Here is a 24,441-nt window from a genome sequence, read left to right on the forward strand (position 1 = left end):
TCCGTAGGGGCGGCATTCATGCCGCCCTGGTATCAGGCGATGCCGCCGCCGTATATCTGGGGCGCATAAATGCGCCCCCTACAGAATATTGCAGGGGCATCGCAGGGGCGGCATTCATGCCGCCCTGATATCAGGCGATGCCGTCCGCCGTATGCCCGGGGCGCATAAATGCGCCCCCTACAGAACTTCTCCCGGGGCATCCGTAGGGGCGGCATTAATGCCGCCCTGTTATCAGGCGATGCCGTCCGCCGTATGCCCGGGGCGCATAAATGCGCCCCCTACAGAACTTCTCCAGGGGCATCGTAGGGGCGGCATTCATGCCGCCCTGATGTCAGGCGATGCCGCCGCCTTACGCCCGGGGCGCATAAATGCGCCATCTACAGAACTTCTCCAGGGGCATCGTAGGGGCGGCATTCATGCCGCCCTGGCGTCAGGCGATGCCGCCGCCGTATGCCTGGGGCGCATAAATGCGCCCCCTACAGAATATTGTAGGGGCGGCATTAATGCCGCCCTGATGTCAGGCGATGTCGTTTGCCGCACACCAGGGGCGCATAAATGCGCCCCCTACAGAAGGTTGCAGGGGCATCCGTAGGGGCGGCATTAATGCCGCCCTGGTGTCAGGCGATGCCGCCCCCTACAGAACCTCGCCGGTTGATAGCAGCGTCCAGCCGCGCGCCTGCCACAGCGCAGGCAGCTGCGCCATGTCATCAAAACGCGTCACCAGCGGATGATCGATTGCGGGATTATGCGCATCGGCGCAGTAGTAAAACACCGGAATACCTGCCGCAATGCCGGCGCGAACGCCCGCTTCGGAATCATCCACCAGAATGCAGCGTTCAATCGGCACCTGCATCTGCTCTGCGGCGTGGAACATCAGCTGCGGATCGGGTTTCCATGCCTGAATGTCATAACCGCTGTACAGGCGATCGGTAAACCACGGCAGCATGCCGGTAAGACCCAGCGAATGCTGCATTTTCTTTACCGGTCCGTTAGAGACCACGCACACCGGAACGCGGATCCGCGCCACCAGCTCCGGCGCACCGCCGATCGGCTGCAGCTCCTGCTCAAACAGGCGCGCGACTTCAATGCGATAGGCGTGCTCCACCTCTGCTACCGGCAGCGCCTGATGATACTCTTCGCTGATGTCGCGAATAATGTCGTAAAGCTTTACGCCTTTATACCGCTCAAACATCTGCTGCAGCGACAGCGTGATGCCGTAGCGGGCAAACGTATTCACATAGCCCTGCGTGCAGAGCATTTCGCTGTCAACCAGCGTGCCGTCACAATCAAAGAATACACACTCCACTGTCATCGCCCACTATCCTTCTGATAACGCTTCAGCTTTTACTCTAGCCTGGATTGCCACAGGCAGCAGCAGGCAACCGGTTGCGAAAATTCCGTGTTTTACCGGAATAAAGCCTATAGGATACGCGGCGATAAATTTTTCAGCGGAACAGCAAAATGAAGACTCAGGGCCTGCTGCAGCGCATATTTAAACTGCAGGAACACGGAACCACGATACGCACCGAAGTGATTGCCGGGTTCACCACTTTTCTGACGATGGTTTACATCGTCTTTGTTAACCCGCAAATCCTCGGCGCTGCCGGTATGGATACCCAGGCGGTGTTTGTCACTACCTGTCTGATTGCCGCCTTTGGCAGCATTCTGATGGGGCTGATAGCGAATCTGCCGGTTGCGCTGGCACCTGCGATGGGCCTGAACGCCTTTTTTGCGTTTGTGGTGGTGGGGGCAATGGGTTACTCCTGGCAGATAGGGATGGGCGCCATTTTCTGGGGCGCGCTGGGGCTGCTGATCCTGACGCTGCTGCGCGTGCGCTACTGGATGATAGCTAATATACCGCTCTGCCTGCGCACCGGCATCACCGCCGGTATCGGCCTGTTTATCGCAATGATGGGGCTGAAAAATGCCGGCATTATTGTGCCAAACGCGGAGACGCTGGTGGCCGTCGGCGATCTGACGTCGCACAGTGTTCTGCTGGGCGCGCTCGGCTTCTTCATTATTGCCATTCTGGCATCGCGTAATATTCACGCGGCGGTGCTGGTCTCAATTGTGGTCACGACCAGCATCGGGCTTGCGCTGGGAGATGTCAGGTTTACCGGTTTCTTTTCGCCACCGCCGTCAATCTCTGCGGTGGCGGGCGCGGTGGATATCAAAGGCGCGTTCAATATCGGCATGGCAGGCGTGATCTTCTCCTTTATGCTGGTCAATCTGTTTGACTCCTCCGGTACGCTGATTGGCGTAACGGATAAAGCGGGTCTGACCGATGAAAAGGGCACCTTTCCCCGTATGAAGCAGGCGCTGTATGTGGACAGCATCAGCTCCGTCACGGGTGCGCTGGCGGGTACGTCATCGGTGACGGCCTATATTGAGAGTTCGTCAGGCGTTGCCATTGGTGGCCGCACCGGGCTGATGGCGGTCATCACCGGGCTGCTGTTCCTGCTGGCAATATTTCTGTCGCCGCTGGCGGCGATGGTGCCGGGCTATGCGGCGGCGGGCGCGCTGATCTATGTCGGAGTACTGATGACGGCATCGCTGTCGCGCGTACGCTGGGACGATCTCACCGAAGCGGTGCCGGCCTTTGTCACCGCGGCGATGATGCCGTTTAGTTTCTCAATTACAGAAGGGATCGCGCTGGGCTTTATCGCCTACTGCGTGATGAAGCTGGGCACCGGACGCTGGCGTGAAATCAGCCCCTGCGTGGTGGTGGTTGCGCTGCTGTTTGCACTGAAAATCGCGTTTATCGACGCGCACTGACGCTTCAGGTGGCCTGTGCGGCCACCCGATTCAAAGCTGCCGCATCTCCTGCTGCCCGGCTATGCGTTCGCCGGGCAGACTGGTCAGGCGCAGCGTATGTGGATCCAGGTTTGGCTTATTCATTTCAATATCCCGCAGCGCAACCCACTGCTGCTGCGCGTCAATCTCCCACAGTCGCAGATGCCCGGTTCCGGGTGAAAGTGCGCATGACCAGACCAGCGTCGGCTCGGCGTCACAGACCGCCTGAATATCGGGAAATAGCGTGGAGCGCAACCGGCCTGATGCCGGATGCAGACGCAGCGAAGAGAGGCCCCGATGCGCTTCACCGGTCAGCTTGAGCACGCTCTGACGTAGCGTCCAGATTTGCGTGGCCGCCTCCATAAAATCCTGCTGTGCATTGATCCACGCCTTTTCACCAGAGGAGAGTTCCTGCATCAGCGCTTCCTGCGTCTGCCGGCTGTGCGCGCGGACAATCTCCATATCCAGTCCGGCACGTCCCCCTTCTTCCGCCAGCAGTACGCCAATGATATGGCCTGTGTAGGAGATGCTGAAGTCAGGCAGGTTCGGATCGGCAAAGCAGGGGCGTCCGCTGCTGCTGACGCTCAGCGGTGGCAGCCGATCGATTCCGTAGATCCGCAGCATCAGCTGCGCCAGCAGTTCGCGGGCAGCAAGAAAACGCGCGCGCCGCCGGTCGGGCAGACGGGCAGCGTTATCCAGTACATCCTGAGTGATGCGTGAAACCGTTACCGGCAGGGGTGTGGTGCCTGTCCAGCGCACAAAATGACCAGCCATCTGTCGCTCCGTGAAAATGGGCGAATAATCATCAGCGGCATTGTAAGAATTTTCTTAGGTGTTTGCATCCGGCTTTCCCGGCAGAGCGATAAATTCAGATAAGACTGAAAATCAGCACGGGATAAGGCGGAAAAGAGACTCTGCCGGCTCGACCGGCAGAGCGCAGACAGGTTGCCAGCTTTCAGGCAAAGGTGGTGGCTTCATCAAAACCGAGTCGCGTCAGGCGCGGATGCAGTTTACCTGCGTCGCCGTAGCCAAGATTGATCAGCATGTTCACCTGCCATTTGCTTTCGCTGAAGAAAGCGGCATTGACTTTGGCGGGATCAAAGCCGGACATCGGACCGGCATCCAGACCGAGCGAACGCGCAGCGAGGATAAGGTAGCCTGCCTGCAGGCTGCTGTTACGAAACGCGGTCTCTTTCGTCAGCTCAGGGCTGCTGGTAAACCAGTTGCGCGCGTCACCAAACGGAAACAGTTTTGGCAGCTGCTCAAAAAACTCCGGATCCCACGCGACAATCACCGTTACCGGCGCCGACATGGTTTTATCCACGTTGCCTGAGGAGAGGGCAGGTTTCAGCCGGGCTTTGCCCTCCGCGGAGGTCACAAATACAAAGCGGCCTGGTGAACAGTTAGCGGAGGTCGGGCCCAGAGCCGTCAGGGTATAAAGCTCCTGCAGCAGCGCCTGTGAAACCGGCTTATCCTGCCAGTGGCTGTGGGTGCGGGCGTCAGTAAACAGCGCATCAAGCGCCGCGCTGTCGAGCGGTGTACTCATGTTTCTCTCCTGTTCAGGCTGCGGTGCAGGCCCGATTTTAAGCATGAATAATAGAGGCTGCGCTTAACGCAGCCTCTATCGTTATACTGTAAAGGAGAAAGGGAGCCAAATAACAAAGATGTATGATTGACTGGCAAAGAGCGGTACGCGCTTATTTCCCGATACAGAAGCTGGAGAAGATACGGCCCAGCAGATCGTCAGAGGTAAATTCGCCGGTAATTTCGCTCAGCGCCTGCTGTGCCAGCCGCAGCTCTTCCGCAAGCAGCTCACCCGCCCACGCGCCCAGCAGCTGCGCTTTCCCCTGCTGCAGATGCGTGGCGGCGCTCTCCAGCGCCTGCAGGTGGCGGCGGCGCGCAAGAAATCCGCCTTCTATGTTGCCGGCAAAGCCCATGCTCTGCTTCAGATGATCGCGCAGCGTTTCCACGCCGTCGCCGGTCCGGGCTGACAGGCGGATCAGAGCATGACCGTTCATCTCACTCAGTCCCAGCGTCTCACCGGTCATATCCGCTTTGTTACGCACCACGGTAATGGGCAGCGCCGCCGGTAAGCGCGCCACAAAGTCGGGCCAGATAGCCGCCGCTTCAGTGGCGTCCGTTGTGGTGCCATCGACCATAAACAGCACCCGATCGGCCTGTTCAATCTCCTGCCAGGCGCGCTCGATGCCAATGCGCTCGACTTCATCACTGGCTTCGCGCAGTCCGGCGGTATCGATGATATGCAGCGGCATTCCATCAATATGGATATGTTCGCGCAGGACATCGCGCGTGGTGCCGGCAATGTCGGTAACGATAGCCGCTTCGCGTCCCGCCAGCGCATTCAGCAGGCTCGACTTACCTGCATTCGGGCGTCCGGCAATCACTACCTTCATGCCCTCACGCAGCAGGCTGCCCTGACGCGCTTCGGCGCGTACGCCATTCAGGTCGCCGATCACCGCATTAAGCTGCGCTTCAATCTTACCGTCGGAAAGAAAGTCGATCTCCTCATCCGGGAAATCGATAGCGGCCTCGACATAGATGCGCAGGTGGGTCAGCGCCTCCACCAGCGCATTTACGCGCTGTGAAAACACGCCCTGCAGCGAGTTCACTGCCGAGCGCGCCGCCTGTTCCGAGCTGGCATCAATCAGATCGGCAATCGCCTCAGCCTGCGCCAGATCGAGCTTGTCATTCAGAAATGCGCGCTCAGAAAACTCACCTGGCTGCGCAATACGCAGGCCGGGCAGGGCGACAATACGTTTCAGCAGCAGGTCCAGGATAACTGGTCCGCCGTGCCCCTGCAGCTCCAGCACATCTTCGCCGGTAAAGGAGTTCGGACCCGGAAACCACAGCGCAATGCCCTGATCCAGCACGCTGCCATCTGCATCGGTAAAGGGCAGATAATCGGCATAGCGCGGCTTTGGCAGTTTACCCAGCAGCGCCTGCGCAACATCTGCTGCCCGGGTGCCTGAGATACGCAGTATACCGACGCCGCCGCGGCCCGGTGGGGTTGCCTGCGCAACGATAGTATCGCTGTGGCTCATGATCGTCCTCTTGCCCGCGCTGTGCCGGGCTGAAAAANAAAAAAAAACAGGGCGACATAAATGCCGCCCCTTGATTATACCTGTTGCTCAGCCGGGCTGAAGGTTACGCTTTCTTCTTATCGCGGCTGTGCAGGCCCCGTTTTTCCAGGCCGCGGTAAATCAGCTGCTGCTGGAGAATGGTGACCAGGTTGCTGACGATGTAGTACAGCACCAGACCTGCCGGGAACCACAGGAAGAAGACGGTAAAGATCACCGGCATGTAGGTCATGATCTTCTGCTGCATCGGATCGGTCACGGTGGTCGGTGACATCTTCTGAATGAAGAACATGGTGATACCCATCAGCACCGGCAGAATGTAGTACGGGTCCTGTGCAGAGAGGTCATGGATCCACAGTACAAACGGTGCGTGACGCAGTTCTACCGAGCCGGAGAGCATGTAGTAGAGTGCCAGGAAGATTGGCATCTGAATCACCAGCGGCAGACAGCCACCCAGCGGATTCACTTTCTCCGCTTTGTAGAGCGCCATCATTTCCTGGCTCTGCTTCTGCTTGTCATCGCCCAGACGCTCACGCATCGCCTGAATCTTCGGCTGCAGCATGCGCATCTTAGCCATCGAGGTGTACTGCGCTTTGGTCAGCGGGTACATGATGCCGCGCACGATGAAGGTGATGACGATAATGGAGAAGCCCCAGTTACCGATAAAGCTGTGCAGGAACTTCAGCAGCTTAAACAGCGGCTGAGAGATAAACCACAGCCAGCCGTAATCCACGGTCAGGTCAAGGTGCGGCGCAATCGCAGCCATCTTATCCTGAATTTCCGGGCCGACCCACAGCGTTGCGCCCAGCGTCTGCTGTGCACCTGCACCAACGGTAACCGGCGCTGACTTATAGCCAATCGCCGCTACGCCGTTGCCGAGGTTGCTGGTATACAGGGTGTTATTACCCTGGGTACGCGGCACCCACGCCGTGGCGAAATATTGCTGCAGCATCGCAACCCAGCCGTTGCTGGTGGTGGTGCTCAGATTCTCGTTATCAGCGATGGTGTCGAACTTATATTTTTCATATTTCGCCTCGCTGGTGGAGTAGGCGGCACCGCGGAAGGTGTGGAGCGCAAAGTTGTTGCTGCCCGTGTCGCGATGCTTGGGCAGGTCGATGGTCTGCTTCAGCTGGCCAAACATCGCCACTTCCAGCGGCTGCTGTGAGGTGTTATTGATGTTGTAGTCAACGTTAACCGCGAACTCGCCACGCTTGAAGATGAAGGTTTTGGTATAAACCACACCGTTTTCGCCAGTCCAGCTCAGCGGCACACGCAGCTCAGTCTGGCCATCGGCCATATTGAAGCTATCCTGTGCGGCAGTATAAAGCGGACGCGCGCCATTGTTCGGGTTGTCCGGGCCGTTACGACCGGTCAGGCCGCTCTGCGCCTGATAAACAAATGCCGGCGTGGTTTCCAGCAGCTGGAATGGCGCGTCGGAGCCGAGTTTATCCGGATAGGTCAGCAGCTGAGCCTGTTCAATATCACCACCGCGCGTGTTGATATTGAGTGACAGGACGTCAGTTTTAACGGTGATCGTTTTGCCCTGACCGCTGGCCGGCACGCCGGAAGTGGCGGCATCACCCGCTGCGCTGCTTGTGTTCTGCGTGGTCTGGGTCTGCTGTGGCTGCGGAGCGTGGTCCGTCTGCCAGGCTTGCCAGATCATAAAAGACACGAACAGAAAAGCGATGAGAAAGAGATTGCGTTGCGAATCCATCGTTAATGTTCTCTGGTATCAAAGGTTTTTGGCGGCACAGGATCGTCGCCACCCGGGTTTAGCGGGTGGCATTTTAATACGCGTTTAATCGTCAACCAACTGCCTTTTATCACGCCGAAACGGCGCAGGGCCTCAATCCCGTACTGCGAACAGGTGGGATGGAACCGACAATGAGGTCCCAGCAGAGGGCTGATAGCGCGTTGATAAACGCGTATCAGTGCGATCAGGAGCCGCGAGCCAGGCGACAGTGACGACGCCATAGTTTCTCCAACGCTTCCATCAGTGCCCGGTTATCGAGGTCAGCAATCCCCTTTTTCGCAACAATAACAAAATCCATCGCAGGCAGTTCATGCTGACGCAGACGAAAACTTTCCCGGGTCAATCGCTTGATCCGGTTGCGTTCATGCGCGCGCTTTACATGCTTTTTAGCGACGGTAAGACCGATGCGGGGATGCCCCAGCGAATTGCGGCGGCCGAGGATGGTGATTTGCGGCGTGCCAGCCCGAAGAGGTTGCTGGAAGACGAAAGTGAAATGAGCGGGAGTTAACAAACGTAACTCCCTGGGAAATGCGAGCTGAACCACGAGGGTTAGCTTTTATTACTTAGAAACGGTCAGACGAGAACGGCCTTTAGCACGACGACGTGCCAGAACCTGACGACCATTTTTGGTTGCCATACGAGCACGGAAGCCGTGTGAACGGTTGCGCTTCAGTACGGACGGTTGAAAAGTGCGTTTCATGGCGATTTCTACCTAAACTTGAAAAATTTCACTGGGTGACGCGTTTTCGGGGCAGTAAAGCGACCGACGCCTCAATGTGTCTTTAATAAAGAGGCGGGATTGTAATAATTGTACAGTCCGGAGTCAATTTACTTCGCTGGTCGCGGGACCTGAATACCCGGAAACACCGCGATTCCGGGCATTAATGCACCACGTGCCAATGCCGGGTGGGGAATTATACGGCCTGTAAAGGAAAGCGCAAGGATCGTCCAGGATCTTCTTGCGATCGCACACGCTATCCACAGGAAAAAAACGCGACGGCGGCTGAAAAATTCGCGTCTGCTGCGCGATCTTCGCTTGCTTTTTTGCCAGAACGGATAAACTGTTCAAAGGTTTTACACCCTGTGGATAAATTGGATCAAAACTGTGTAGAAAGGGAAGATCTCTGGTGCGCTTTGCGCTATGATCCGCCCTTCCGCTGACGATCCTCACTGCGATCGCCGGGGATGACTACCGCAGACAGCGGTCGCAGGCGCTTTCTGACCGCCTGTGTCAAAAAAGACAGTTTCTATTATTAGCGCCTGAAATTCTTATCGATTTTGTACGAGTGGAGTCCGCCGTGTCACTTACGCTTTGGCAACAGTGTCTTGCCCGTTTGCAGGATGAATTACCTGCCACCGAATTCAGCATGTGGATACGTCCACTGCAGGCTGAATTAAACGACAATACGCTGGCCTTGTATGCACCAAATCGGTTTGTACTCGACTGGGTTCGGGATAAATACCTCAACAGTATTAATGCGCTGCTGAACGAATTCTGCGGTGCAAATGTGCCGTTGCTGCGATTTGAAGTGGGTACGCGTCCTGTGGCGCAGGTTGCTGCTGCACAGCCGGTTCTGGCCAGCACCGTCAGCGCGCCGGCACCGGTGGAAACCCGTCCCGCACCGGCGCAGCTGCTGCGTCCAAGCTGGGATTCCGTACCGGCACCTGCGGATGTGACCTATCGTTCGAACGTGAACAACCGTCATAACTTCGACAACTTTGTTGAGGGTAAATCAAACCAGCTGGCGCGCGCGGCGGCACGCCAGGTGGCAGATAATCCCGGCGGCGCCTATAACCCGCTGTTCCTTTATGGCGGCACGGGTCTGGGTAAAACGCACCTGCTGCATGCGGTCGGCAATGGCATTATTGCCCGCAAACCCAACGCTAAAGTGGTCTACATGCACTCAGAGCGGTTTGTGCAGGACATGGTAAAAGCGCTGCAGAACAATGCAATTGAAGAGTTCAAACGCTACTACCGTTCCGTGGACGCGCTGCTGATCGATGATATTCAGTTCTTTGCCAATAAAGAGCGCTCGCAGGAGGAGTTTTTTCACACCTTCAACGCGCTGCTGGAAGGCAATCAGCAGATCATTCTCACCTCTGACCGTTATCCCAAAGAGATTAACGGCGTGGAAGATCGTCTCAAGTCACGCTTTGGCTGGGGTCTGACCGTAGCCATTGAGCCGCCTGAACTGGAAACGCGCGTGGCCATTCTGATGAAAAAAGCAGATGAGAACGACATCCGCCTGCCGGGTGAAGTCGCTTTCTTCATTGCCAAACGTCTGCGTTCCAACGTGCGTGAGCTTGAAGGGGCGCTGAACCGCGTGATCGCGAATGCCAACTTTACCGGACGCGCCATTACCATCGATTTCGTGCGTGAAGCGCTGCGCGATTTGCTGGCGCTGCAGGAGAAGCTGGTTACCATCGACAACATTCAGAAAACCGTAGCGGAATATTACAAAATCAAAGTGGCGGATTTGCTGTCGAAACGCCGGTCGCGCTCTGTGGCGCGACCGCGTCAAATGGCGATGGCGATGGCAAAGGAGCTGACCAACCACAGTCTGCCAGAAATTGGCGATGCGTTTGGTGGCCGGGACCATACCACCGTGCTGCACGCCTGCCGGAAAATTGAGCAGCTGCGTGAAGAGAGCCACGACATCAAAGAAGATTTCTCTAACCTTATCCGAACATTATCTTCCTGACGCATATGAAATTTATTGTTGAACGTGAGCAGTTGCTGAAACCCCTGCAACAGGTAAGTGGTCCGCTTGGCGGACGTCCGACGCTGCCGATCCTCGGAAATTTGCTGCTACAGGTAAATGAAGGGTCGTTATTGCTGACCGGAACCGATCTGGAAATGGAAATGGTCGCGCGCGTGGCGCTGAATCAGGCCCACGAGCCTGGTGCCACCACGGTGCCGGCGCGTAAATTCCTTGATATCTGCCGCGGCCTGCCGGAAGGCGCTGAAATCAGCGTTACGCTGGAAGGCGATCGCATGCTGGTGCGTTCCGGGCGCAGTCGTTTTTCACTGTCAACGCTGCCTGCCAGCGATTTTCCCAACCTGGATGACTGGCAAAGCGAGGTCGAATTTACGCTGCCGCAGGCCACGCTGAAGCGGCTGATTGAAGCCACGCAGTTCTCAATGGCGCATCAGGATGTACGTTACTACCTCAACGGTATGCTGTTTGAGACCGAAGGTGAAGAGCTGCGTACCGTTGCAACCGACGGTCACCGTCTGGCGGTCTGCGCCATGCCGATTGGTCAGGCGCTGCCAAACCATTCTGTAATCGTACCGCGTAAAGGCGTCATTGAGCTGGTGCGCCTGCTGGACGGCGGCGAGAACCCGCTGCGCGTGCAGATTGGCAGCAGCAACATCCGGGCGCACGTAGGCGATTTCATCTTCACCTCTAAGCTGGTGGATGGTCGTTTTCCTGACTACCGGCGCGTTCTGCCCAAAAATCCGGACAAGGCGCTGGAGGCGGGCTGCGATCTGCTCAAGCAAGCGTTTGCCCGTGCGGCTATTTTGTCCAATGAAAAATTCCGCGGCGTACGCATCTACATTACTGAAAATCAGCTGAAAATCACGGCAAATAACCCGGAGCAGGAAGAGGCGGAAGAGATGCTCGATGTCTCTTATAGCGGCACCGAGCTGGAGATTGGTTTTAACGTCAGCTACGTACTGGATGTGCTGAATGCGCTGAAGTGCGAGAACGTCCGTCTGCTGCTTACCGACTCTGTTTCCAGCGTACAGATTGAAGATGTAGCGAGTCCTGCCGCGGCCTACGTCGTCATGCCGATGAGATTGTAGGGGCGGCATTTATGCCGACCTGACGGATTTTTGCACCACTTCGGGAGCCATTAATGGCTCCCCTACGTTGATCCCCGGAACACGTCATGGCTTTAACCCGCCTTCTGATTAAAGATTTTCGTAATATTGAGCAGGCTGACCTGGACCTCGCACCCGGCTTTAACTTTCTTGTCGGTGCCAACGGCAGCGGTAAAACCAGCGTGCTTGAGGCGATTTATACGCTGGGTCACGGACGGGCGTTTCGCAGCCTGCAGGCGGGGCGGGTGATCCGTCACGAGCAGGAGGCGTTTGTCCTGCACGGGCGTATTGATGGCAGCGGTGAACGCGCGCTGGCGGTGGGGCTGACCAAAAACCGCGCCGGCGACAGCAAGGTGCGGATTGACGGCAGCGACGGGCATAAAGTGGCCGAGCTGGCGCAGCTGCTGCCGATGCAGCTGATTACGCCTGAGGGGTTTACATTGCTCAACGGCGGCCCCAAATACCGCAGAGCCTATATCGACTGGGGCTGTTTTCATGCTTATCCTGGTTTTTTTATCGCCTGGAGCAATCTGCGTCGCCTGCTGAAGCAGCGTAACGCGGCGCTGCGTCAGGCCTCACGCTACAGCCAGATTCGTCCGTGGGATCAGGAGCTGGTGCCGCTGGCCGCGCAGATCAGCGCCTGGCGCGCGGAGTACAGCGCGGCCATCGCCAGTGAGATCACCGCGACCTGCAGCCAGTTTTTGCCTGAATTTGCCCTGTCGTTCTCTTTCCAGCGCGGCTGGGATAAAGAGAGCGACTATGGCGATCTGCTGGAGCGCAATTTTGAGCGCGATCGCGCGCTTACCTACACCGCCAGCGGCCCGCACAAAGCGGATTTCCGCATTCGTGCTGAAGGGACGCCGGTAGAAGATTTACTCTCACGCGGACAGCTGAAGCTGCTGATGTGCGCCCTGCGTTTAGCGCAGGGTGAGTACCTGACGCGCAGCAGCGGACGTCGCTGTTTATACCTGATTGATGACTTCGCCTCCGAGCTGGATGACACGCGCCGGCGACTGCTGGCTGAGCGGCTGAAAGCCACGCAGGCTCAGGTGTTTGTCAGTGCTATTGGCACAGAGCATGTAATCGATATGAGCGACGAAAAGGGCAAGATGTTCCGCGTGGAACAGGGTAAAATAGCGGTTCAACCTGAAGATTAAATGAGCGAGAAACGTTGATGTCGAATTCTTATGACTCCTCAAGTATCAAAGTCCTGAAAGGGCTTGATGCGGTACGCAAACGCCCGGGTATGTATATCGGCGATACGGATGACGGCACCGGTCTGCATCACATGGTATTCGAGGTCGTGGATAACGCCATCGACGAAGCGCTCGCCGGACACTGCAGTGACATTGTGGTCACTATCCACGCGGATAACTCCGTGTCGGTGCAGGATGACGGGCGCGGTATTCCGACCGGTATTCACCCGGAAGAGGGTGTCTCAGCGGCGGAAGTGATCATGACCGTTCTGCACGCCGGCGGTAAGTTTGATGACAACTCTTACAAAGTGTCGGGCGGCCTGCACGGCGTTGGCGTTTCCGTGGTCAATGCCCTGTCGCAGAAGCTGGAGCTGACCATTCGTCGCGACGGCAAAGTGCATCAGCAGACCTACGTGCACGGCGTGCCGCAGGCGCCGCTGGCGGTTACCGGCGACACAGAGACAACCGGTACGCGCGTGCGCTTCTGGCCAAGCCACGAGACCTTTACCAACGTCACCGATTTTGAGTATGACATTCTTGCCAAGCGCCTGCGTGAGCTGTCGTTCCTGAACTCCGGCGTCTCTATTCGCCTGCAGGATAAGCGTGATGACAAGAGCGATCACTACCACTATGAAGGCGGCATCCGGGCGTTTGTGGAATATCTGAACCGCAACAAAAACCCGATTCACCCTAACGTGTTCTATTTCTCTACTGAGAAAGATGGCATCGGTGTGGAAGTGGCGCTGCAGTGGAACGATGGTTTCCAGGAAAACATCTACTGCTTTACCAATAACATTCCGCAGCGCGACGGCGGGACGCATCTCGCCGGTTTCCGTGCGGCGATGACGCGTACGCTCAATGCCTATATGGATAAAGAGGGCTACAGCAAAAAAGCCAAAGTCAGCGCCACCGGTGACGATGCGCGTGAAGGCCTGATTGCCGTGGTTTCCGTGAAAGTGCCGGATCCGAAGTTCTCCTCGCAGACCAAAGATAAGCTGGTCTCCTCCGAGGTGAAATCAGCGGTAGAGCAGCAGATGAACGAACTGCTGAGCGAATATCTGCTGGAAAACCCGGCGGATGCAAAAATTGTGGTAGGCAAAATCATCGATGCGGCGCGCGCGCGCGAAGCAGCACGCCGTGCGCGTGAGATGACCCGCCGTAAAGGCGCGCTGGATCTGGCCGGCCTGCCGGGCAAGCTGGCAGACTGTCAGGAGCGCGATCCGGCGCTCTCTGAAATCTACCTGGTGGAGGGTGACTCTGCAGGCGGATCGGCGAAGCAGGGACGTAACCGTAAAAACCAGGCGATTCTGCCGCTGAAGGGTAAAATCCTCAACGTAGAGAAAGCGCGTTTCGATAAAATGCTCTCTTCGCAGGAGGTCGCCACGCTGATCACCGCGCTGGGCTGCGGCATCGGTCGCGATGAGTACAATCCGGACAAACTGCGCTATCACAGCATCATTATCATGACCGATGCGGACGTTGATGGTTCGCACATCCGCACGCTGCTGCTGACTTTCTTCTACCGTCAGATGCCGGAAATCATTGAGCGCGGCCACGTCTATATTGCGCAGCCTCCGCTGTTCAAAGTGAAAAAAGGCAAGCAGGAGCAGTACATTAAAGACACCGACGCGATGGATCAGTACCAGATTGCCATCGCGCTGGATGGCGCTACGCTGCATACCAACGCCAGCGCACCTGCCCTGGGCGGCGAGCCGCTGGAGAGCCTGGTGGCGGAGTACAACAGTACGCAGAAGATGATCAAACGCATGGAGCGTCGCTTCCCGGCGGCACTGCTGAACGCGCTGGTTTACCATCCAACGCTGGCGGGGCTGGAAGATACCGCTGCCGTCAGCAGCTGGCTGGAGACGCTGGTGGCGTATCTCAATGAGCGTGAAGCGCACGGCAGCACCTATGTGGCACAGGTGCGCGAAAACCGTGAGCTGCAGCTGGCTGAGCCGGTGCTGCGTGTGCGCACCCACGGCGTGGACACCGACTATCCGCTGGATAGCGAATTTATTGGTGGTCCGGAGTATCGCAAAATCTGTGCACTGGGCGAGCAGCTGCGCGGCCTGATTGAAGAAGACGCCTATATCGAGCGCGGCGAACGTCGTCAGCCGGTTGCCAGCTTCGAGCAGGCGATTGAGTGGCTGGTGAAAGAGTCGCGTCGTGGTCTCTCTATTCAGCGCTATAAAGGGCTGGGCGAGATGAACCCGGAGCAGCTGTGGGAAACCACGATGGATCCGGATAGCCGCCGTATGCTGCGCGTTACCATCAAGGATGCGATTGCCGCCGATCAGCTCTTTACCACGCTGATGGGCGATGCGGTGGAGCCGCGTCGCGCCTTTATCGAAGAGAACGCGCTGAAAGCCGCGAATATCGATATCTGATACGCTCTGACCCCTCCCGCCCGGGAGGGGTTTTTTATATCCGCAGCGTCCTTTCTCCTGAACCATCCGGCATCTCAATCACCAGACTCAGCCTGCCGCCCATCGCTTCGATATAACGTTTAATCGTGATTAACCGCTGATCGGCTCCGCCCTGCTCAATTTGTGCGATCCGCGGCTGCTTCACACCCATGGCTTCAGCCACTTTCCGTTGCGACAACTGCAATTCTTCCCTTAATAGCTGCAGGCCGGTTTCCAGTATTAATTCATCAGCTTGCTGCTGAATTTCCACTCTCTCAGCGGCAGAAAATGTCGTATCGAGAAATTTCTTCAGGTCGCTCATGTGTTCCTGTCCTCAGTGTGTTCGAGGTGGTTGGTGAAAATCTGGTCTGCAAGGGCAATCATGCGCTGATAAAACTGCTTATCTCCACGCTTATTGCCAGCACAGAGTACAATCGCTTTTCTTTCAGGATCAAAAGCATAGAAAACTCTTATTGGCCGGCCTGCATACTGAATTCTGAGTTCCTTCATATTGTGATAACTGGAACCGTTAACGGTATCGGCATAAGGCCTGGGCAGCAGGGGCCCGTAGTGCTCAAGGTTCAGAAGCGCTGCGGCAAGACGCTTTTTCAGGTTTATTTCCTGTGATAGCAACCAGTCTTTAAAGTGACTGGAAAATATAATTTCCCACATACTGCAATCGTCCTATAAGTGATTGCTTATATAAATTTATAAGCAATCACTTATATGGTCAACTATTCAGCCCCCTGCATATAGCCAGCATAGCGATCCGGAATCTGCCGCCCACCGCATCTGCGATCCGCTGCATCGATAAGCTGGTCAATGCGAGCTGAATCGCGCTAGCATGAAAGTCAGACCCTGAATTAACCGAGGACGTTATGGCGATAAAACTGATTGCGATCGATATGGACGGCACGCTGCTCAATCCGCAGCACGAAATCACTCCGGCGGTAAAAACAGCGATTGGGCGCGCGCGCGACAAGGGCGTGTCGATTGTGCTGGCGACCGGCCGCCCGTTTGTCGGCGTTGAGCGCTATCTGATGGAGCTGGATCTGCGCCAGCCGGGTCAGTACTGCATCAGCAATAACGGCGCGCTGGCGCACAAGGCCGACAGCGGTGACGTGGTGGCTGAGAAAACGCTGAGCTTTGATGATTACCTCTATATTGAGCAGCTGGCGCGCGAACTCGGCGTGCATTTTCAGGCGTTCGACAAATCGTCCCTCTATACCCCCAATAAAGACATCAGCGAATACACCATCCATGAAGCCAGCCTGACCGGTATTCCGGTGCGCTATCGTGCGGTTGAAGAGATGGATCCGGCGACGCGCTTCCCGAAAATTATGATGATCGATAAGCCGGCGCTGCTGGATAAAGCGATCGCCGGGCTGCCAGTACGCATGCAGGAGAGCTACACCGTCCTGAAAAGCGCGCCTTATTTTCTGGAGATCCTCAACCCGCTGGTGAACAAAGGCTATGGCGTGAAGATGCTGGCGGAAAAACTCGGCCTGCAGCAGTCAGAAGTGATGGCGATTGGCGATCAGGAGAACGATCTGGCGATGATTGAGTATGCCGGCACCGGCGTGGCGATGGGCAACGCCATTGACTCAGTGAAAAAGATCGCTCAGTTCGTGACTAAAACCAATATGGAAGATGGCGTTGCGCACGCTATAGAAGAGCTGGTGCTGTAACCTCAGCCCGTTTATATGATTCCCGGCATGCTACGGGATCCCCGCAGATAATCCCCCTCACCGCGATATCTCTGTGCCGATTGTGGAAGGTCGTATGGCCTGCCGCACCGGCACAACCTCCTTCTTAGAACCGCCGCGCTTTTCAGGCTTCCTCATTGCCGTGGTTAAAAGCTGACGCTGTGCGCGTCATAACGAGCCGGCAGAGCCTGCTAATCGGTAAAATCCGCATTGATTGTCTGTTTTGTGATCTGAATTGTAGTACGAGATGCACATGTAGTACTACAATCGTCCGCAATGGATCAGGCAGCCGTTAGGTTTCAAACCAGGAACACAGTAATCTGACGGGCTGATGCCCTTCATATACCGGACTCCCATGACACAACAACAGCTAAGCAAAACAGAGCGCATTATCCATACGCTGGGTGAAGAGATTGTCGCCGGTAAATATGTGCCGGGTGCGGCGCTGCCCGCAGAAGCAGGGCTGTGCGAACAGTTCGGGACCTCCCGCAACATCATCCGCGAGGTTTATCGTGCGCTGATCGCAAAGCGCCTGATGGAGATGAAGCGTTACCGCGGTGCGTTCGTGACCCCGCGCAATCAGTGGAATTATCTCGATAGCGATGTACTGCAGTGGGCGCTGGCGCACGATCAGGATCCGCGCCTGATTGCCGCCATGAACGAAGTACGCGTGCTGGTTGAGCCGCAGATTGCGCGCTGGTCAGCCGAGCGGGCGACCTCAACCGATCTGGCCGCTATCGAACAGGCCTATAACGATATGGTGGCAAACCATCTCGATCGCGAAGCGTTTAACGACGCGGATATTCGCTATCACGAAGCGGTGATGGGCTCAGTACATAATCCGGTGCTGCAGCAGCTTAACGTGGCGATAAGCCAGCTCCAGAAAGCGGTATTTGCGCAGACGTACATGGCGGACGCCGGCAATATGCCGCGCACATTAGCTGAACATAAAGCGCTGTACGACGCTATTCGTCATCAGGATGGTGACGCTGCGGAACGTGCAGCAAAAGCGATGATTGCCAGCTCCACGGCCCGACTGAGAGAGATTTTGTGACCAGCTATATCGCTATTGACTGGGGCTCAACGAATTTACGCGCCTGGCATTATCAGCAGGGCGTCTGCGTTGATCAACGCCGTTCCCCCGCCGGCATTACGCGCCTCGGCAGACAGACACCAGCGCAGGTCTTTGCCAGCATCACCGCTGGCTGGCCCGTGGATGAGGTACCGGTGATCATGGCCGGCATGGTCGGCAGCAATGCCGGCTGGCTGTCGGTTCCCTATCTGCCCTGTCCGGCCAGCCTGAATGCGCTGCACGCTCACCTGACGCATGTGGAGCAAAAAGCGTGGATTGTGCCGGGACTGAGCGTTGAACGTGATGATAACTACAACGTGATGCGCGGTGAAGAGACGCAGCTGCTGGGTGCGCTAACGCTGCAGTCGGTAGCGCTGTGTGTGATGCCCGGCACGCATGCCAAATGGGTTCAGCTGGAACAGGATCGGGTGCTGGACTTCCGTACGGTTATGACCGGTGAGCTGCATCATTTATTGCTGCAGCAGTCGCTGATTGGTGCCGGTCTGCCCGAACAGGAAACCTCTCAGGCGGCATTTATGCAGGGGGTGGAAAGAGGGTGTCAGGATGCGTCTGTTATTGCCCGCCTGTTTGAAGTGCGCGCGGCGCATGTGCTGGGTGCCCGCGATCGCCGTCATGTCAGTGAGTTTCTTTCCGGTCTGTTAATTGGTCATGAAGTGGCGCTGATGACGCAGCGCATGGCTGCGGCACCACAGCCGATCGCCATTATTGGCGGCCACACGCTGGCGCAGCGTTATCAGCAGGCGCTGTCTTTTATTAACCGGGATTCAGTTACGCTGGAAGGCGATGTTGCATTCCAGCATGGAATGAGGAGTATTGCGAATGTCCTGGCCCACTAAACTGCCGCTGATTGCTATTCTGCGCGGCATTACACCGGATGAAGCTGAAGCGCACATCGGTGCGCTCATTGAGGCTGGCTTTGATGCCATCGAAATTCCGCTGAACTCGCCTGACTGGGCGCAAAGCATCGGTGCGATGGTGACAACGTTTGGCGATAGCGCGCTGATTGGCGCAGGAACGGTGCTGGAAACGGCACAGGTCGACAGGCTGGCCACGCTGAACAGTCGGCTGGTGGTTACGCCCAATACGGATGCGGACGTGATTCGCCAGGCGGTCGCGCAGGGCATGATTGTGGCAGCCGGCTGTGTTACCGCTTCAGAAGCCTTTACCGCGTTAAAGGCGGGGGCACAGGCGCTGAAAATTTTCCCCTCTTCAGCCTTTGGCCCCGGCTATATCAAAGCGCTGAAAGCGGTCCTGCCGCCGGAAGTACCGGTGTTTGCCGTTGGCGGCGTTACACCCGAAAATCTGCATGAGTTTATGGCTGCAGGCTGCATCGGCGCCGGTCTGGGCAGCGATCTCTATCGCGCCGGCCAGCCGCTGTCACGCACGGCAGAGAAGGCCCGCGCATTTATTGCTGCTTACAAGGACGCTGTACAATGAAAATTATTCGACTCACGACCTATCGCCTGCCGCCGCGCTGGATGTTCCTGAAAATCGAAACCGATGAGGGCATCACCGGCTGGGGTGAACCGGTGATTGAAGGACGTGCCCGCAGCGTCGAAGCAGCGGTGCATGAGCTGTCAGACTATCTGGTCGGGCAGGATCCGGCGCGCATCAACGACTTATGGCAGGTGATGTACCGCGGCGGCTTTTACCGCGGTGGTCCGATTCTGATGAGCGCCATTGCCGGCATCGATCAGGCGCTGTGGGATATCAAAGGCAAAGCGCTTGGCGTACCGGTATATCAGCTGCTGGGCGGTCTGGTACGCGACAGTATCAAAGCGTATAGCTGGGTAGGCGGCGACCGTCCGGCGGAGGTCATCGACGGCATTCAGAAACTGCGCGCCATCGGGTTTGATACCTTCAAGCTCAACGGCTGCGAAGAGATGGGCATTATCGATAACTCGCGCAAAGTCGACGCGGCGGTCAATACCGTGGCGCAAATCCGCGAAGCATTCGGCAGCGAGATTGAGTTTGGCCTCGATTTCCACGGCCGCGTCAGCGCGCCGATGGCAAAAGTGCTGATCAAAGAGCTGGAGCCCTATCGTCCGCTGTTCATTGAAGAGCCGGTGCTGGCCGAGCAGGCGGAATATTATCCGCGCCTGGCTGCGCAGACTCACCTGCCGATCGCTGCCGGTGAGCGGATGTTCTCGCGGTTTGAGTTCAAACGCGTGCTGGAAGCGGGCGGGCTGGCCATTCTGCAGCCCGATCTGTCGCACGCTGGCGGCATCACCGAATGCTACAAAATTGCCGCCATGGCCGAGTCGTATGATGTTGCGCTGGCGCCGCACTGTCCGCTGGGCCCGATTGCGCTCGCGGCCTGTCTGCATGTCGACTTCGTATCGCGTAATGCGGTATTCCAGGAGCAGAGCATGGGTATTCACTACAATCAGGGCGCCGAACTGCTCGATTACGTTATTAATAAAGACGATTTTAAAATGGATGATGGCCACTTTTATCCGTCGAATAAACCAGGTCTTGGCGTGGAAATTAATGAAGAGCTGGTGATTGAGCGCAGTAAAAATGCGCCGGACTGGCGTAATCCGCTATGGCGCCTCCCGGACGGTTCTGTGGCTGAATGGTAATCGCTGCTCTGCTGCGCGCCTTTGCGCGGGTGACTGATTAAAATAATCACCCTGCGTCAGGCCAGATTTTTCAGGCTGTTAAAAATTTATAAATATTTTAAAAAAGTGCCAGTCAAATAAGGCTCAGGCTACCCCTCAGCCTTACTGACGGCACGGCATATTTACCGCTACGGCGGATTACATCTGACTATCTTACCCTGCATTGTTTGCGGTGCGCCTTGCTGCGCCCTGCGAACAACATCATGACGGAGAAACACCATGGATCTCTCTGCTGTTCAGGCCAGACCAACGCGGCGGCGTTATATTACGCTGTTAATGATCTTTATTACCGTGGTTATTTGTTATGTGGACCGCGCTAATTTAGCGGTAGCCTCAGCCCATATTCAGGAGGAGTTTGGTATTACCAAAGCGGAAATGGGCTATGTTTTTTCCGCCTTTGCCTGGCTATATACGCTCTGCCAGATTCCTGGAGGCTGGTTTCTCGATCGCGTGGGTTCGCGGCTGACCTATTTTATTGCCATCCTCGGCTGGTCGGTGGCGACATTATTTCAGGGATTTGCCACGGGCTTATTATCGCTGATTAGCTTACGTGCGATTACCGGTGTATTTGAAGCGCCGGCATTCCCGACAAATAATCGCCTGGTAACCAGCTGGTTTCCGGAGCAGGAGCGTGCGTCTGCCGTTGGCTTCTACACCTCCGGACAGTTTGTCGGACTGGCATTCCTGACGCCGCTGCTGATCTGGATCCAGGAGCTGCTCAGCTGGCACTGGGTGTTTATCATTACCGGCGGAATCGGCATCGTCTGGTCGCTGGTGTGGATCAAAGTGTACCGGGCACCCAGACACAGCAAAGGGATCAATCAGGCCGAGCTGGACTATATTCGCGAAGGTGGCGCAATGGTTGACGGTGATGCGCCGTCAGAGAAAAAAGCGCGCCCCCGGCTTACTGCCGCCGACTGGAAACTGGTGTTTCACCGTAAACTGTGCGGCGTGTACCTCGGTCAGTTTGCGGTGACCTCAACGCTGTGGTTCTTCCTGACGTGGTTCCCTAACTACCTGACCCAGGAGAAGCATATTGCCGCATTAACCGCCGGTTTCATGACAACCGTACCGTTTCTGGCCGCCTTTTTCGGCGTGATCCTGTCTGGTATCGTGGCTGACAGGCTGGTGCGCAGCGGACGCTCAATCGGCTTCGCACGCAAAATGCCAATCATCTGCGGCCTGCTGATCTCAACCTGCATCATGGGTGCTAACTACACCAATGACCCCGTGTGGATTATGGTGCTGATGGCGCTGGCGTTCTTCGGCAACGGTTTCGCCTCAATCACCTGGTCACTGGTATCTTCGCTGGCACCGGTTCGCCTGATTGGTCTGACCGGCGGCATGTTCAACTTTATCGGCGGACTTGGCGGTATCACAGTTCCGCTGGTGGTCGGTTATCTGGCGCAGGATTATGGCTTTGCCCCGGCTCTGGTGTATATCTCCGCCGTGGCGCTGGTGGGCGCACTCTCCTATATTCTGCTGGTCGGCGACGTGAAACGCGTTGGCTGATCCGGCGAGGCGCGCATGGAAGCGCGCATCCCCGCAAAACTGCTGCGCCCCGGCAGGGAATCGCGTACCGTATCAGCATCGGTTATCTGTAAGAGCATCCCATGTCAGAAAAACAGCTTACCTTCGCGCAGCGTCATCACCAGCTGACCAATATCAACGTCTGGACCGCCGACAGCCAGTGGCTGGCGTTTGATGTGCGCCCCTCCGGCGCCTCTTTTACCGGCCTGACCATTGAGCGGGTTAACGTCTTTACGGGCGCCGTTGAGCTTCTTTATCAGGCGCGCGACGGGGCTCACGTTGGGGTGGTGACCGTAAGCCCCGATCTGCCGCCGCGCTACGTCTTTATTCATGGCCCGGAACATCCCGATGCGCACTGGCATTACGATTTTCACCATCGCCGTGGCGTGATCGTGCAGGATGGCCATGCGGAGACGCTGGACGCCTGCGATATCACCGCGCCCTATACGCCGGGCGCGCTGCGCGGCGGATCGCATGTGCATGTCTTTAGCCCGGACGGCACCCGCCTCAGCTTTACTTACAACGATCATGTGATGCATGAGCGCGACAGCCGCGAGGATCTGCGCAACGTCGGCGTGGCCGTGCCGCTGCATCCGGTCTGCCCGGCTGAAAAACATCCGCGTGAGTATGATGGCAGCCACTACTGCGTGCTGATCAGCCAGACGCAGCGCGACCCGCAGCCCGGCAGCAATGCGATCGATCGCGCTTATGAAGAGTGCTGGATAGGCGATCGCGGCTATCAGAAAGCTGACGGCAGCTGGCAACGCTGGGCTATCGCCTTTATCGGCGACACGCGCAGCGCCAGCGGGCAGAAGGTGCCGGAGGTGTTTATCGTGGATTTACCGGACGCGCTGGCTGATTACGCCCGTCCCGGCAGTTCGCCGCTGGAGGGCAGCGATACCCGGCTGCCGGCACCGCCGGCAGGGGTGCAGCAGCGGCGGCTGACGCATACCCGGGGTCTGGCGCTGCAGCCGCGTCACTGGCTGCGCGCGGCGCCAGACGGCAGCGCGATTGCCTTTCTGCTGGCCGATGAGCAGGACATTATTCAGCTCTGGAGCGTGTCGCCCAACGGCGGTGAGCCGCGGCAGATCACCCGGCTCAGCAGCAGTATCCAGTCTGCGTTCAGCTGGCATCCGCAGGGTGATGCCGTCGCCTTTATCTGTGCCGGCCGCGTAATGCGCTGTGAAATGGCAGACGGTCACTGTACGCCACTGACGCCGGTCACTGCCGCTGCGCTGAGCGGCGACGCGGTGGTCTGGTCGCCGGATGGCAAACAGATCGCCTATATGCGTGAAGTGGAAGGCTGGCGCCAGCTGTTCTGCGTCAGTGCGATGCCGGCATCGCAGCAGCCGTAGCGAGGCTCGCCTGGGTATTGGCCTCTCTTTCACTTTGCAGCACGCGTTCGCGCGGTGAGGAGCTGCGTTTGTCCTCACCGGCGTGGAAGTAGTCCCACGGCAGCAAGAGCGTATCCAGTACGGCAGAGAAGGGCAGATCGATCAGCGCCAGCGGCTTCAGCACCCAGCCCGTGTCGTCATCAGTCAGCATTTTGGCACTGGCGCGCGTGCCAGGATAGTAACCCTGACTACCGCCGGAGTGCGACATCATGCTGGAGCAGCCGGAGGTGGTTATCACACAGCACACCAGCAGTCCGGTCAGCGGAAAACGTTTTATCATCTTCATTGTCATCATCCCTTCAGTCATGGCTGCATCCCTGGCAGCAATATGTCACCTGTCGTTATCAGCGCTCTCTGGCCCTGTTTTCAGTGCAGGTGCAGGGTTTCCTGAGTGTATGTCATCTCACCGGTTTTGCTGCAAAAAAATCACGCCGGTGGCCCTTGAAAAGATCGCTACCATACCCATTTTCACATTACGGCCGTATGACTGTTGCCGCATGGGACATTGCCAGGCCGGACAACCTGTCCATAGTGGAAGGTTGCCAAAACTTGCTGATTATCAGGAGTCTTATTATGCGTAACTTTGATCTCTCTCCACTTTATCGTTCTTCCATTGGTTTCGATCGTCTGTTTAATCTGCTGGAAACCAACCAGAACCAGGCGAACGGAGGCTACCCTCCTTACAATGTCGAACTGGTGGATGAAAACCACTATCGCATTACGATTGCGGTAGCAGGCTTTGCCCAAAATGAGCTGGATATCACCGCCCACGACAATATGCTGGTGGTACGCGGCGCGCACCCTGAAGAGCAGCCGGAGCGCAAATATCTTTATCAGGGCATCGCCGAGCGCAATTTTGAGCGTAAATTCCAGTTGGCCGATCACATTGTGGTGCGCGATGCGCGTCTCGAACTCGGTCTGCTGAGCATCGATCTGGAGCGCATCGTTCCTGAAGAGGCGAAACCGCGCCGGATTGAAATTCTGAAATAAGGCCAGCACAAAAGCCTTAAGCGCCGCAGCAATGCG

24 protein-coding genes are annotated in these 24,441 nt (G+C 57.0%); 13 read left to right on the plus strand and 11 right to left on the minus strand.

All coding sequences use genetic code 11. From position 1 onward, the window contains the following. Positions 1-634: 634 nt before the first annotated feature. On the minus strand, positions 635-1,312 hold the full coding sequence (yieH, locus tag F3I15_RS10030) for a 6-phosphogluconate phosphatase (RefSeq protein WP_150017792.1): 678 nt from the start codon (positions 1,310-1,312) through the stop codon (positions 635-637). Positions 1,313-1,461: 149 nt separating this feature from the next. Here yieH and F3I15_RS10035 point away from each other — a divergent pair, with 149 nt between their 5' ends. Then, positions 1,462-2,775, plus strand: a complete 1,314-nt coding sequence (locus tag F3I15_RS10035) for an NCS2 family permease (protein ID WP_145339779.1) — start codon at positions 1,462-1,464, stop codon at positions 2,773-2,775. Positions 2,776-2,805: 30 nt separating this feature from the next. Here F3I15_RS10035 and F3I15_RS10040 read toward each other — a convergent pair whose 3' ends face one another. From F3I15_RS10040 to rpmH, 7 genes are all read right to left on the minus strand, one after another. Beyond that, positions 2,806-3,567 (minus strand): 4'-phosphopantetheinyl transferase superfamily protein, encoded by a 762-nt coding sequence (locus F3I15_RS10040; RefSeq protein ID WP_150017794.1) that lies wholly within the window; start codon positions 3,565-3,567, stop codon positions 2,806-2,808. 181 nt (positions 3,568-3,748) lie between these two features. After that, on the minus strand, positions 3,749-4,339 hold the full coding sequence (locus F3I15_RS10045; RefSeq protein ID WP_145339781.1) for a malonic semialdehyde reductase: 591 nt from the start codon (positions 4,337-4,339) through the stop codon (positions 3,749-3,751). Positions 4,340-4,490: 151 nt separating this feature from the next. Then, positions 4,491-5,855 (minus strand): tRNA uridine-5-carboxymethylaminomethyl(34) synthesis GTPase MnmE, encoded by a 1,365-nt coding sequence (mnmE, locus tag F3I15_RS10050; RefSeq protein ID WP_145339782.1) that lies wholly within the window; start codon positions 5,853-5,855, stop codon positions 4,491-4,493. Between the two features lie 103 nt (positions 5,856-5,958). Continuing rightward, complete coding sequence (yidC, locus tag F3I15_RS10055; RefSeq protein ID WP_150017796.1) at positions 5,959-7,605, minus strand: membrane protein insertase YidC; 1,647 nt, start codon at positions 7,603-7,605, stop codon at positions 5,959-5,961. A 2-nt stretch (positions 7,606-7,607) separates the two neighbouring features. Then, complete coding sequence (gene yidD, locus F3I15_RS10060; protein ID WP_071668252.1) at positions 7,608-7,865, minus strand: membrane protein insertion efficiency factor YidD; 258 nt, start codon at positions 7,863-7,865, stop codon at positions 7,608-7,610. After that, positions 7,829-8,188 carry a ribonuclease P protein component gene (gene rnpA / locus F3I15_RS10065; protein WP_071668251.1) on the minus strand — a complete coding sequence of 120 codons (360 nt, stop codon included), beginning with the start codon at positions 8,186-8,188 and terminating at the stop codon, positions 7,829-7,831. Before rnpA ends, yidD begins: the two co-directional genes overlap by 37 nt. A gap of 15 nt (positions 8,189-8,203) precedes the next feature. Beyond that, on the minus strand, positions 8,204-8,344 hold the full coding sequence (gene rpmH, locus F3I15_RS10070) for a 50S ribosomal protein L34 (RefSeq protein ID WP_003849659.1): 141 nt from the start codon (positions 8,342-8,344) through the stop codon (positions 8,204-8,206). A 598-nt stretch (positions 8,345-8,942) separates the two neighbouring features. On the opposite strand from rpmH, the gene dnaA reads away from it, so the two are divergent. The 4 genes from dnaA (at position 8,943) to gyrB (ending at position 15,053) form a co-directional block, all read left to right on the plus strand. Beyond that, the gene (gene dnaA / locus F3I15_RS10075; protein ID WP_150017798.1) at positions 8,943-10,346 is read left to right on the plus strand and encodes a chromosomal replication initiator protein DnaA; all 1,404 of its coding nucleotides are present in this window, start codon (positions 8,943-8,945) and stop codon (positions 10,344-10,346) included. A 5-nt stretch (positions 10,347-10,351) separates the two neighbouring features. Continuing rightward, on the plus strand, positions 10,352-11,452 hold the full coding sequence (gene dnaN, locus F3I15_RS10080; protein ID WP_039381494.1) for a DNA polymerase III subunit beta: 1,101 nt from the start codon (positions 10,352-10,354) through the stop codon (positions 11,450-11,452). Between the two features lie 86 nt (positions 11,453-11,538). Next, positions 11,539-12,627: a DNA replication/repair protein RecF gene (recF, locus tag F3I15_RS10085; RefSeq protein WP_065647880.1), complete on the plus strand. Its 1,089-nt coding sequence runs from the start codon at positions 11,539-11,541 to the stop codon at positions 12,625-12,627. Between the two features lie 17 nt (positions 12,628-12,644). Beyond that, on the plus strand, positions 12,645-15,053 hold the full coding sequence (gene gyrB, locus F3I15_RS10090; protein ID WP_150017800.1) for a DNA topoisomerase (ATP-hydrolyzing) subunit B: 2,409 nt from the start codon (positions 12,645-12,647) through the stop codon (positions 15,051-15,053). A gap of 34 nt (positions 15,054-15,087) precedes the next feature. On the opposite strand, the gene F3I15_RS10095 is transcribed toward gyrB, so the two are convergent. Together F3I15_RS10095 and F3I15_RS10100 are read right to left on the minus strand one after the other, a co-directional pair. Continuing rightward, the gene (locus tag F3I15_RS10095) at positions 15,088-15,393 is read right to left on the minus strand and encodes a helix-turn-helix domain-containing protein (protein ID WP_150017802.1); all 306 of its coding nucleotides are present in this window, start codon (positions 15,391-15,393) and stop codon (positions 15,088-15,090) included. Continuing rightward, positions 15,390-15,743 carry a type II toxin-antitoxin system RelE/ParE family toxin gene (locus tag F3I15_RS10100; RefSeq protein WP_150017804.1) on the minus strand — a complete coding sequence of 118 codons (354 nt, stop codon included), beginning with the start codon at positions 15,741-15,743 and terminating at the stop codon, positions 15,390-15,392. The genes F3I15_RS10095 and F3I15_RS10100 overlap by 4 nt, the downstream gene beginning before the upstream one ends. A gap of 206 nt (positions 15,744-15,949) precedes the next feature. On the opposite strand from F3I15_RS10100, the gene yidA reads away from it, so the two are divergent. From yidA to F3I15_RS10135, 7 genes are all read left to right on the plus strand, one after another. Further along, the gene (yidA, locus tag F3I15_RS10105; protein WP_150017806.1) at positions 15,950-16,759 is read left to right on the plus strand and encodes a sugar-phosphatase; all 810 of its coding nucleotides are present in this window, start codon (positions 15,950-15,952) and stop codon (positions 16,757-16,759) included. A gap of 373 nt (positions 16,760-17,132) precedes the next feature. Then, positions 17,133-17,831 (plus strand): FadR/GntR family transcriptional regulator, encoded by a 699-nt coding sequence (locus F3I15_RS10110; protein WP_150017808.1) that lies wholly within the window; start codon positions 17,133-17,135, stop codon positions 17,829-17,831. Beyond that, entirely contained in the window at positions 17,828-18,706 is an 879-nt protein-coding gene (locus tag F3I15_RS10115; protein WP_150017810.1) for a 2-dehydro-3-deoxygalactonokinase, read from the plus strand. Before F3I15_RS10110 ends, F3I15_RS10115 begins: the two co-directional genes overlap by 4 nt. Beyond that, on the plus strand, positions 18,690-19,307 hold the full coding sequence (locus tag F3I15_RS10120; protein ID WP_150017812.1) for a 2-dehydro-3-deoxy-6-phosphogalactonate aldolase: 618 nt from the start codon (positions 18,690-18,692) through the stop codon (positions 19,305-19,307). Before F3I15_RS10115 ends, F3I15_RS10120 begins: the two co-directional genes overlap by 17 nt. Continuing rightward, on the plus strand, positions 19,304-20,452 hold the full coding sequence (dgoD, locus tag F3I15_RS10125) for a galactonate dehydratase (protein ID WP_150017813.1): 1,149 nt from the start codon (positions 19,304-19,306) through the stop codon (positions 20,450-20,452). The genes F3I15_RS10120 and dgoD overlap by 4 nt, the downstream gene beginning before the upstream one ends. A 258-nt stretch (positions 20,453-20,710) precedes the next feature. Then, positions 20,711-22,003 carry an MFS transporter gene (locus F3I15_RS10130; protein WP_150017814.1) on the plus strand — a complete coding sequence of 431 codons (1,293 nt, stop codon included), beginning with the start codon at positions 20,711-20,713 and terminating at the stop codon, positions 22,001-22,003. Between the two features lie 101 nt (positions 22,004-22,104). Further along, positions 22,105-23,376 (plus strand): DUF3748 domain-containing protein, encoded by a 1,272-nt coding sequence (locus tag F3I15_RS10135; protein ID WP_150017815.1) that lies wholly within the window; start codon positions 22,105-22,107, stop codon positions 23,374-23,376. Here F3I15_RS10135 and F3I15_RS10140 read toward each other — a convergent pair. Beyond that, entirely contained in the window at positions 23,345-23,701 is a 357-nt protein-coding gene (locus F3I15_RS10140; protein ID WP_223811800.1) for a YceK/YidQ family lipoprotein, read from the minus strand. The two genes, F3I15_RS10135 and F3I15_RS10140, sit on opposite strands and share 32 nt — an antisense overlap. A gap of 287 nt (positions 23,702-23,988) precedes the next feature. Here F3I15_RS10140 and ibpA point away from each other — a divergent pair, with 287 nt between their 5' ends. Further along, complete coding sequence (gene ibpA, locus F3I15_RS10145; protein ID WP_039381531.1) at positions 23,989-24,405, plus strand: small heat shock chaperone IbpA; 417 nt, start codon at positions 23,989-23,991, stop codon at positions 24,403-24,405. Positions 24,406-24,441: the final 36 nt, after the last annotated feature.

Source organism: Pantoea sp. M_9 (assembly GCF_008631385.1).
GTDB classification, from domain to species: Bacteria; Pseudomonadota; Gammaproteobacteria; order Enterobacterales; family Enterobacteriaceae; genus Pantoea; species Pantoea eucrina.

Excerpts from the sequence above, each read along its gene's own strand:
- F3I15_RS10045 (WP_145339781.1), bottom strand. The coding sequence starts at position 4,339 with ATGAGTACACCGCTCGACAGCGCGGCGCTTGATGCGCTGTTTACTGAC.
- yieH (WP_150017792.1), bottom strand. The coding sequence starts at position 1,312 with ATGACAGTGGAGTGTGTATTCTTTGATTGTGACGGCACGCTGGTTGAC.
- F3I15_RS10040 (WP_150017794.1), bottom strand. The coding sequence starts at position 3,567 with ATGGCTGGTCATTTTGTGCGCTGGACAGGCACCACACCCCTGCCGGTA.
- F3I15_RS10135 (WP_150017815.1), top strand. The coding sequence starts at position 22,105 with ATGTCAGAAAAACAGCTTACCTTCGCGCAGCGTCATCACCAGCTGACC.
- F3I15_RS10140 (WP_223811800.1), bottom strand. The coding sequence starts at position 23,701 with ATGAAGATGATAAAACGTTTTCCGCTGACCGGACTGCTGGTGTGCTGT.
- F3I15_RS10110 (WP_150017808.1), top strand. The coding sequence starts at position 17,133 with ATGACACAACAACAGCTAAGCAAAACAGAGCGCATTATCCATACGCTG.
- F3I15_RS10035 (WP_145339779.1), top strand. The coding sequence starts at position 1,462 with ATGAAGACTCAGGGCCTGCTGCAGCGCATATTTAAACTGCAGGAACAC.
- F3I15_RS10120 (WP_150017812.1), top strand. The coding sequence starts at position 18,690 with ATGTCCTGGCCCACTAAACTGCCGCTGATTGCTATTCTGCGCGGCATT.
- yidC (WP_150017796.1), bottom strand. The coding sequence starts at position 7,605 with ATGGATTCGCAACGCAATCTCTTTCTCATCGCTTTTCTGTTCGTGTCT.
- dgoD (WP_150017813.1), top strand. The coding sequence starts at position 19,304 with ATGAAAATTATTCGACTCACGACCTATCGCCTGCCGCCGCGCTGGATG.
- gyrB (WP_150017800.1), top strand. The coding sequence starts at position 12,645 with ATGTCGAATTCTTATGACTCCTCAAGTATCAAAGTCCTGAAAGGGCTT.
- dnaN (WP_039381494.1), top strand. The coding sequence starts at position 10,352 with ATGAAATTTATTGTTGAACGTGAGCAGTTGCTGAAACCCCTGCAACAG.
- ibpA (WP_039381531.1), top strand. The coding sequence starts at position 23,989 with ATGCGTAACTTTGATCTCTCTCCACTTTATCGTTCTTCCATTGGTTTC.
- F3I15_RS10095 (WP_150017802.1), bottom strand. The coding sequence starts at position 15,393 with ATGAGCGACCTGAAGAAATTTCTCGATACGACATTTTCTGCCGCTGAG.
- F3I15_RS10100 (WP_150017804.1), bottom strand. The coding sequence starts at position 15,743 with ATGTGGGAAATTATATTTTCCAGTCACTTTAAAGACTGGTTGCTATCA.
- yidA (WP_150017806.1), top strand. The coding sequence starts at position 15,950 with ATGGCGATAAAACTGATTGCGATCGATATGGACGGCACGCTGCTCAAT.
- F3I15_RS10130 (WP_150017814.1), top strand. The coding sequence starts at position 20,711 with ATGGATCTCTCTGCTGTTCAGGCCAGACCAACGCGGCGGCGTTATATT.
- recF (WP_065647880.1), top strand. The coding sequence starts at position 11,539 with ATGGCTTTAACCCGCCTTCTGATTAAAGATTTTCGTAATATTGAGCAG.
- rpmH (WP_003849659.1), bottom strand. The coding sequence starts at position 8,344 with ATGAAACGCACTTTTCAACCGTCCGTACTGAAGCGCAACCGTTCACAC.
- yidD (WP_071668252.1), bottom strand. The coding sequence starts at position 7,865 with ATGGCGTCGTCACTGTCGCCTGGCTCGCGGCTCCTGATCGCACTGATA.
- mnmE (WP_145339782.1), bottom strand. The coding sequence starts at position 5,855 with ATGAGCCACAGCGATACTATCGTTGCGCAGGCAACCCCACCGGGCCGC.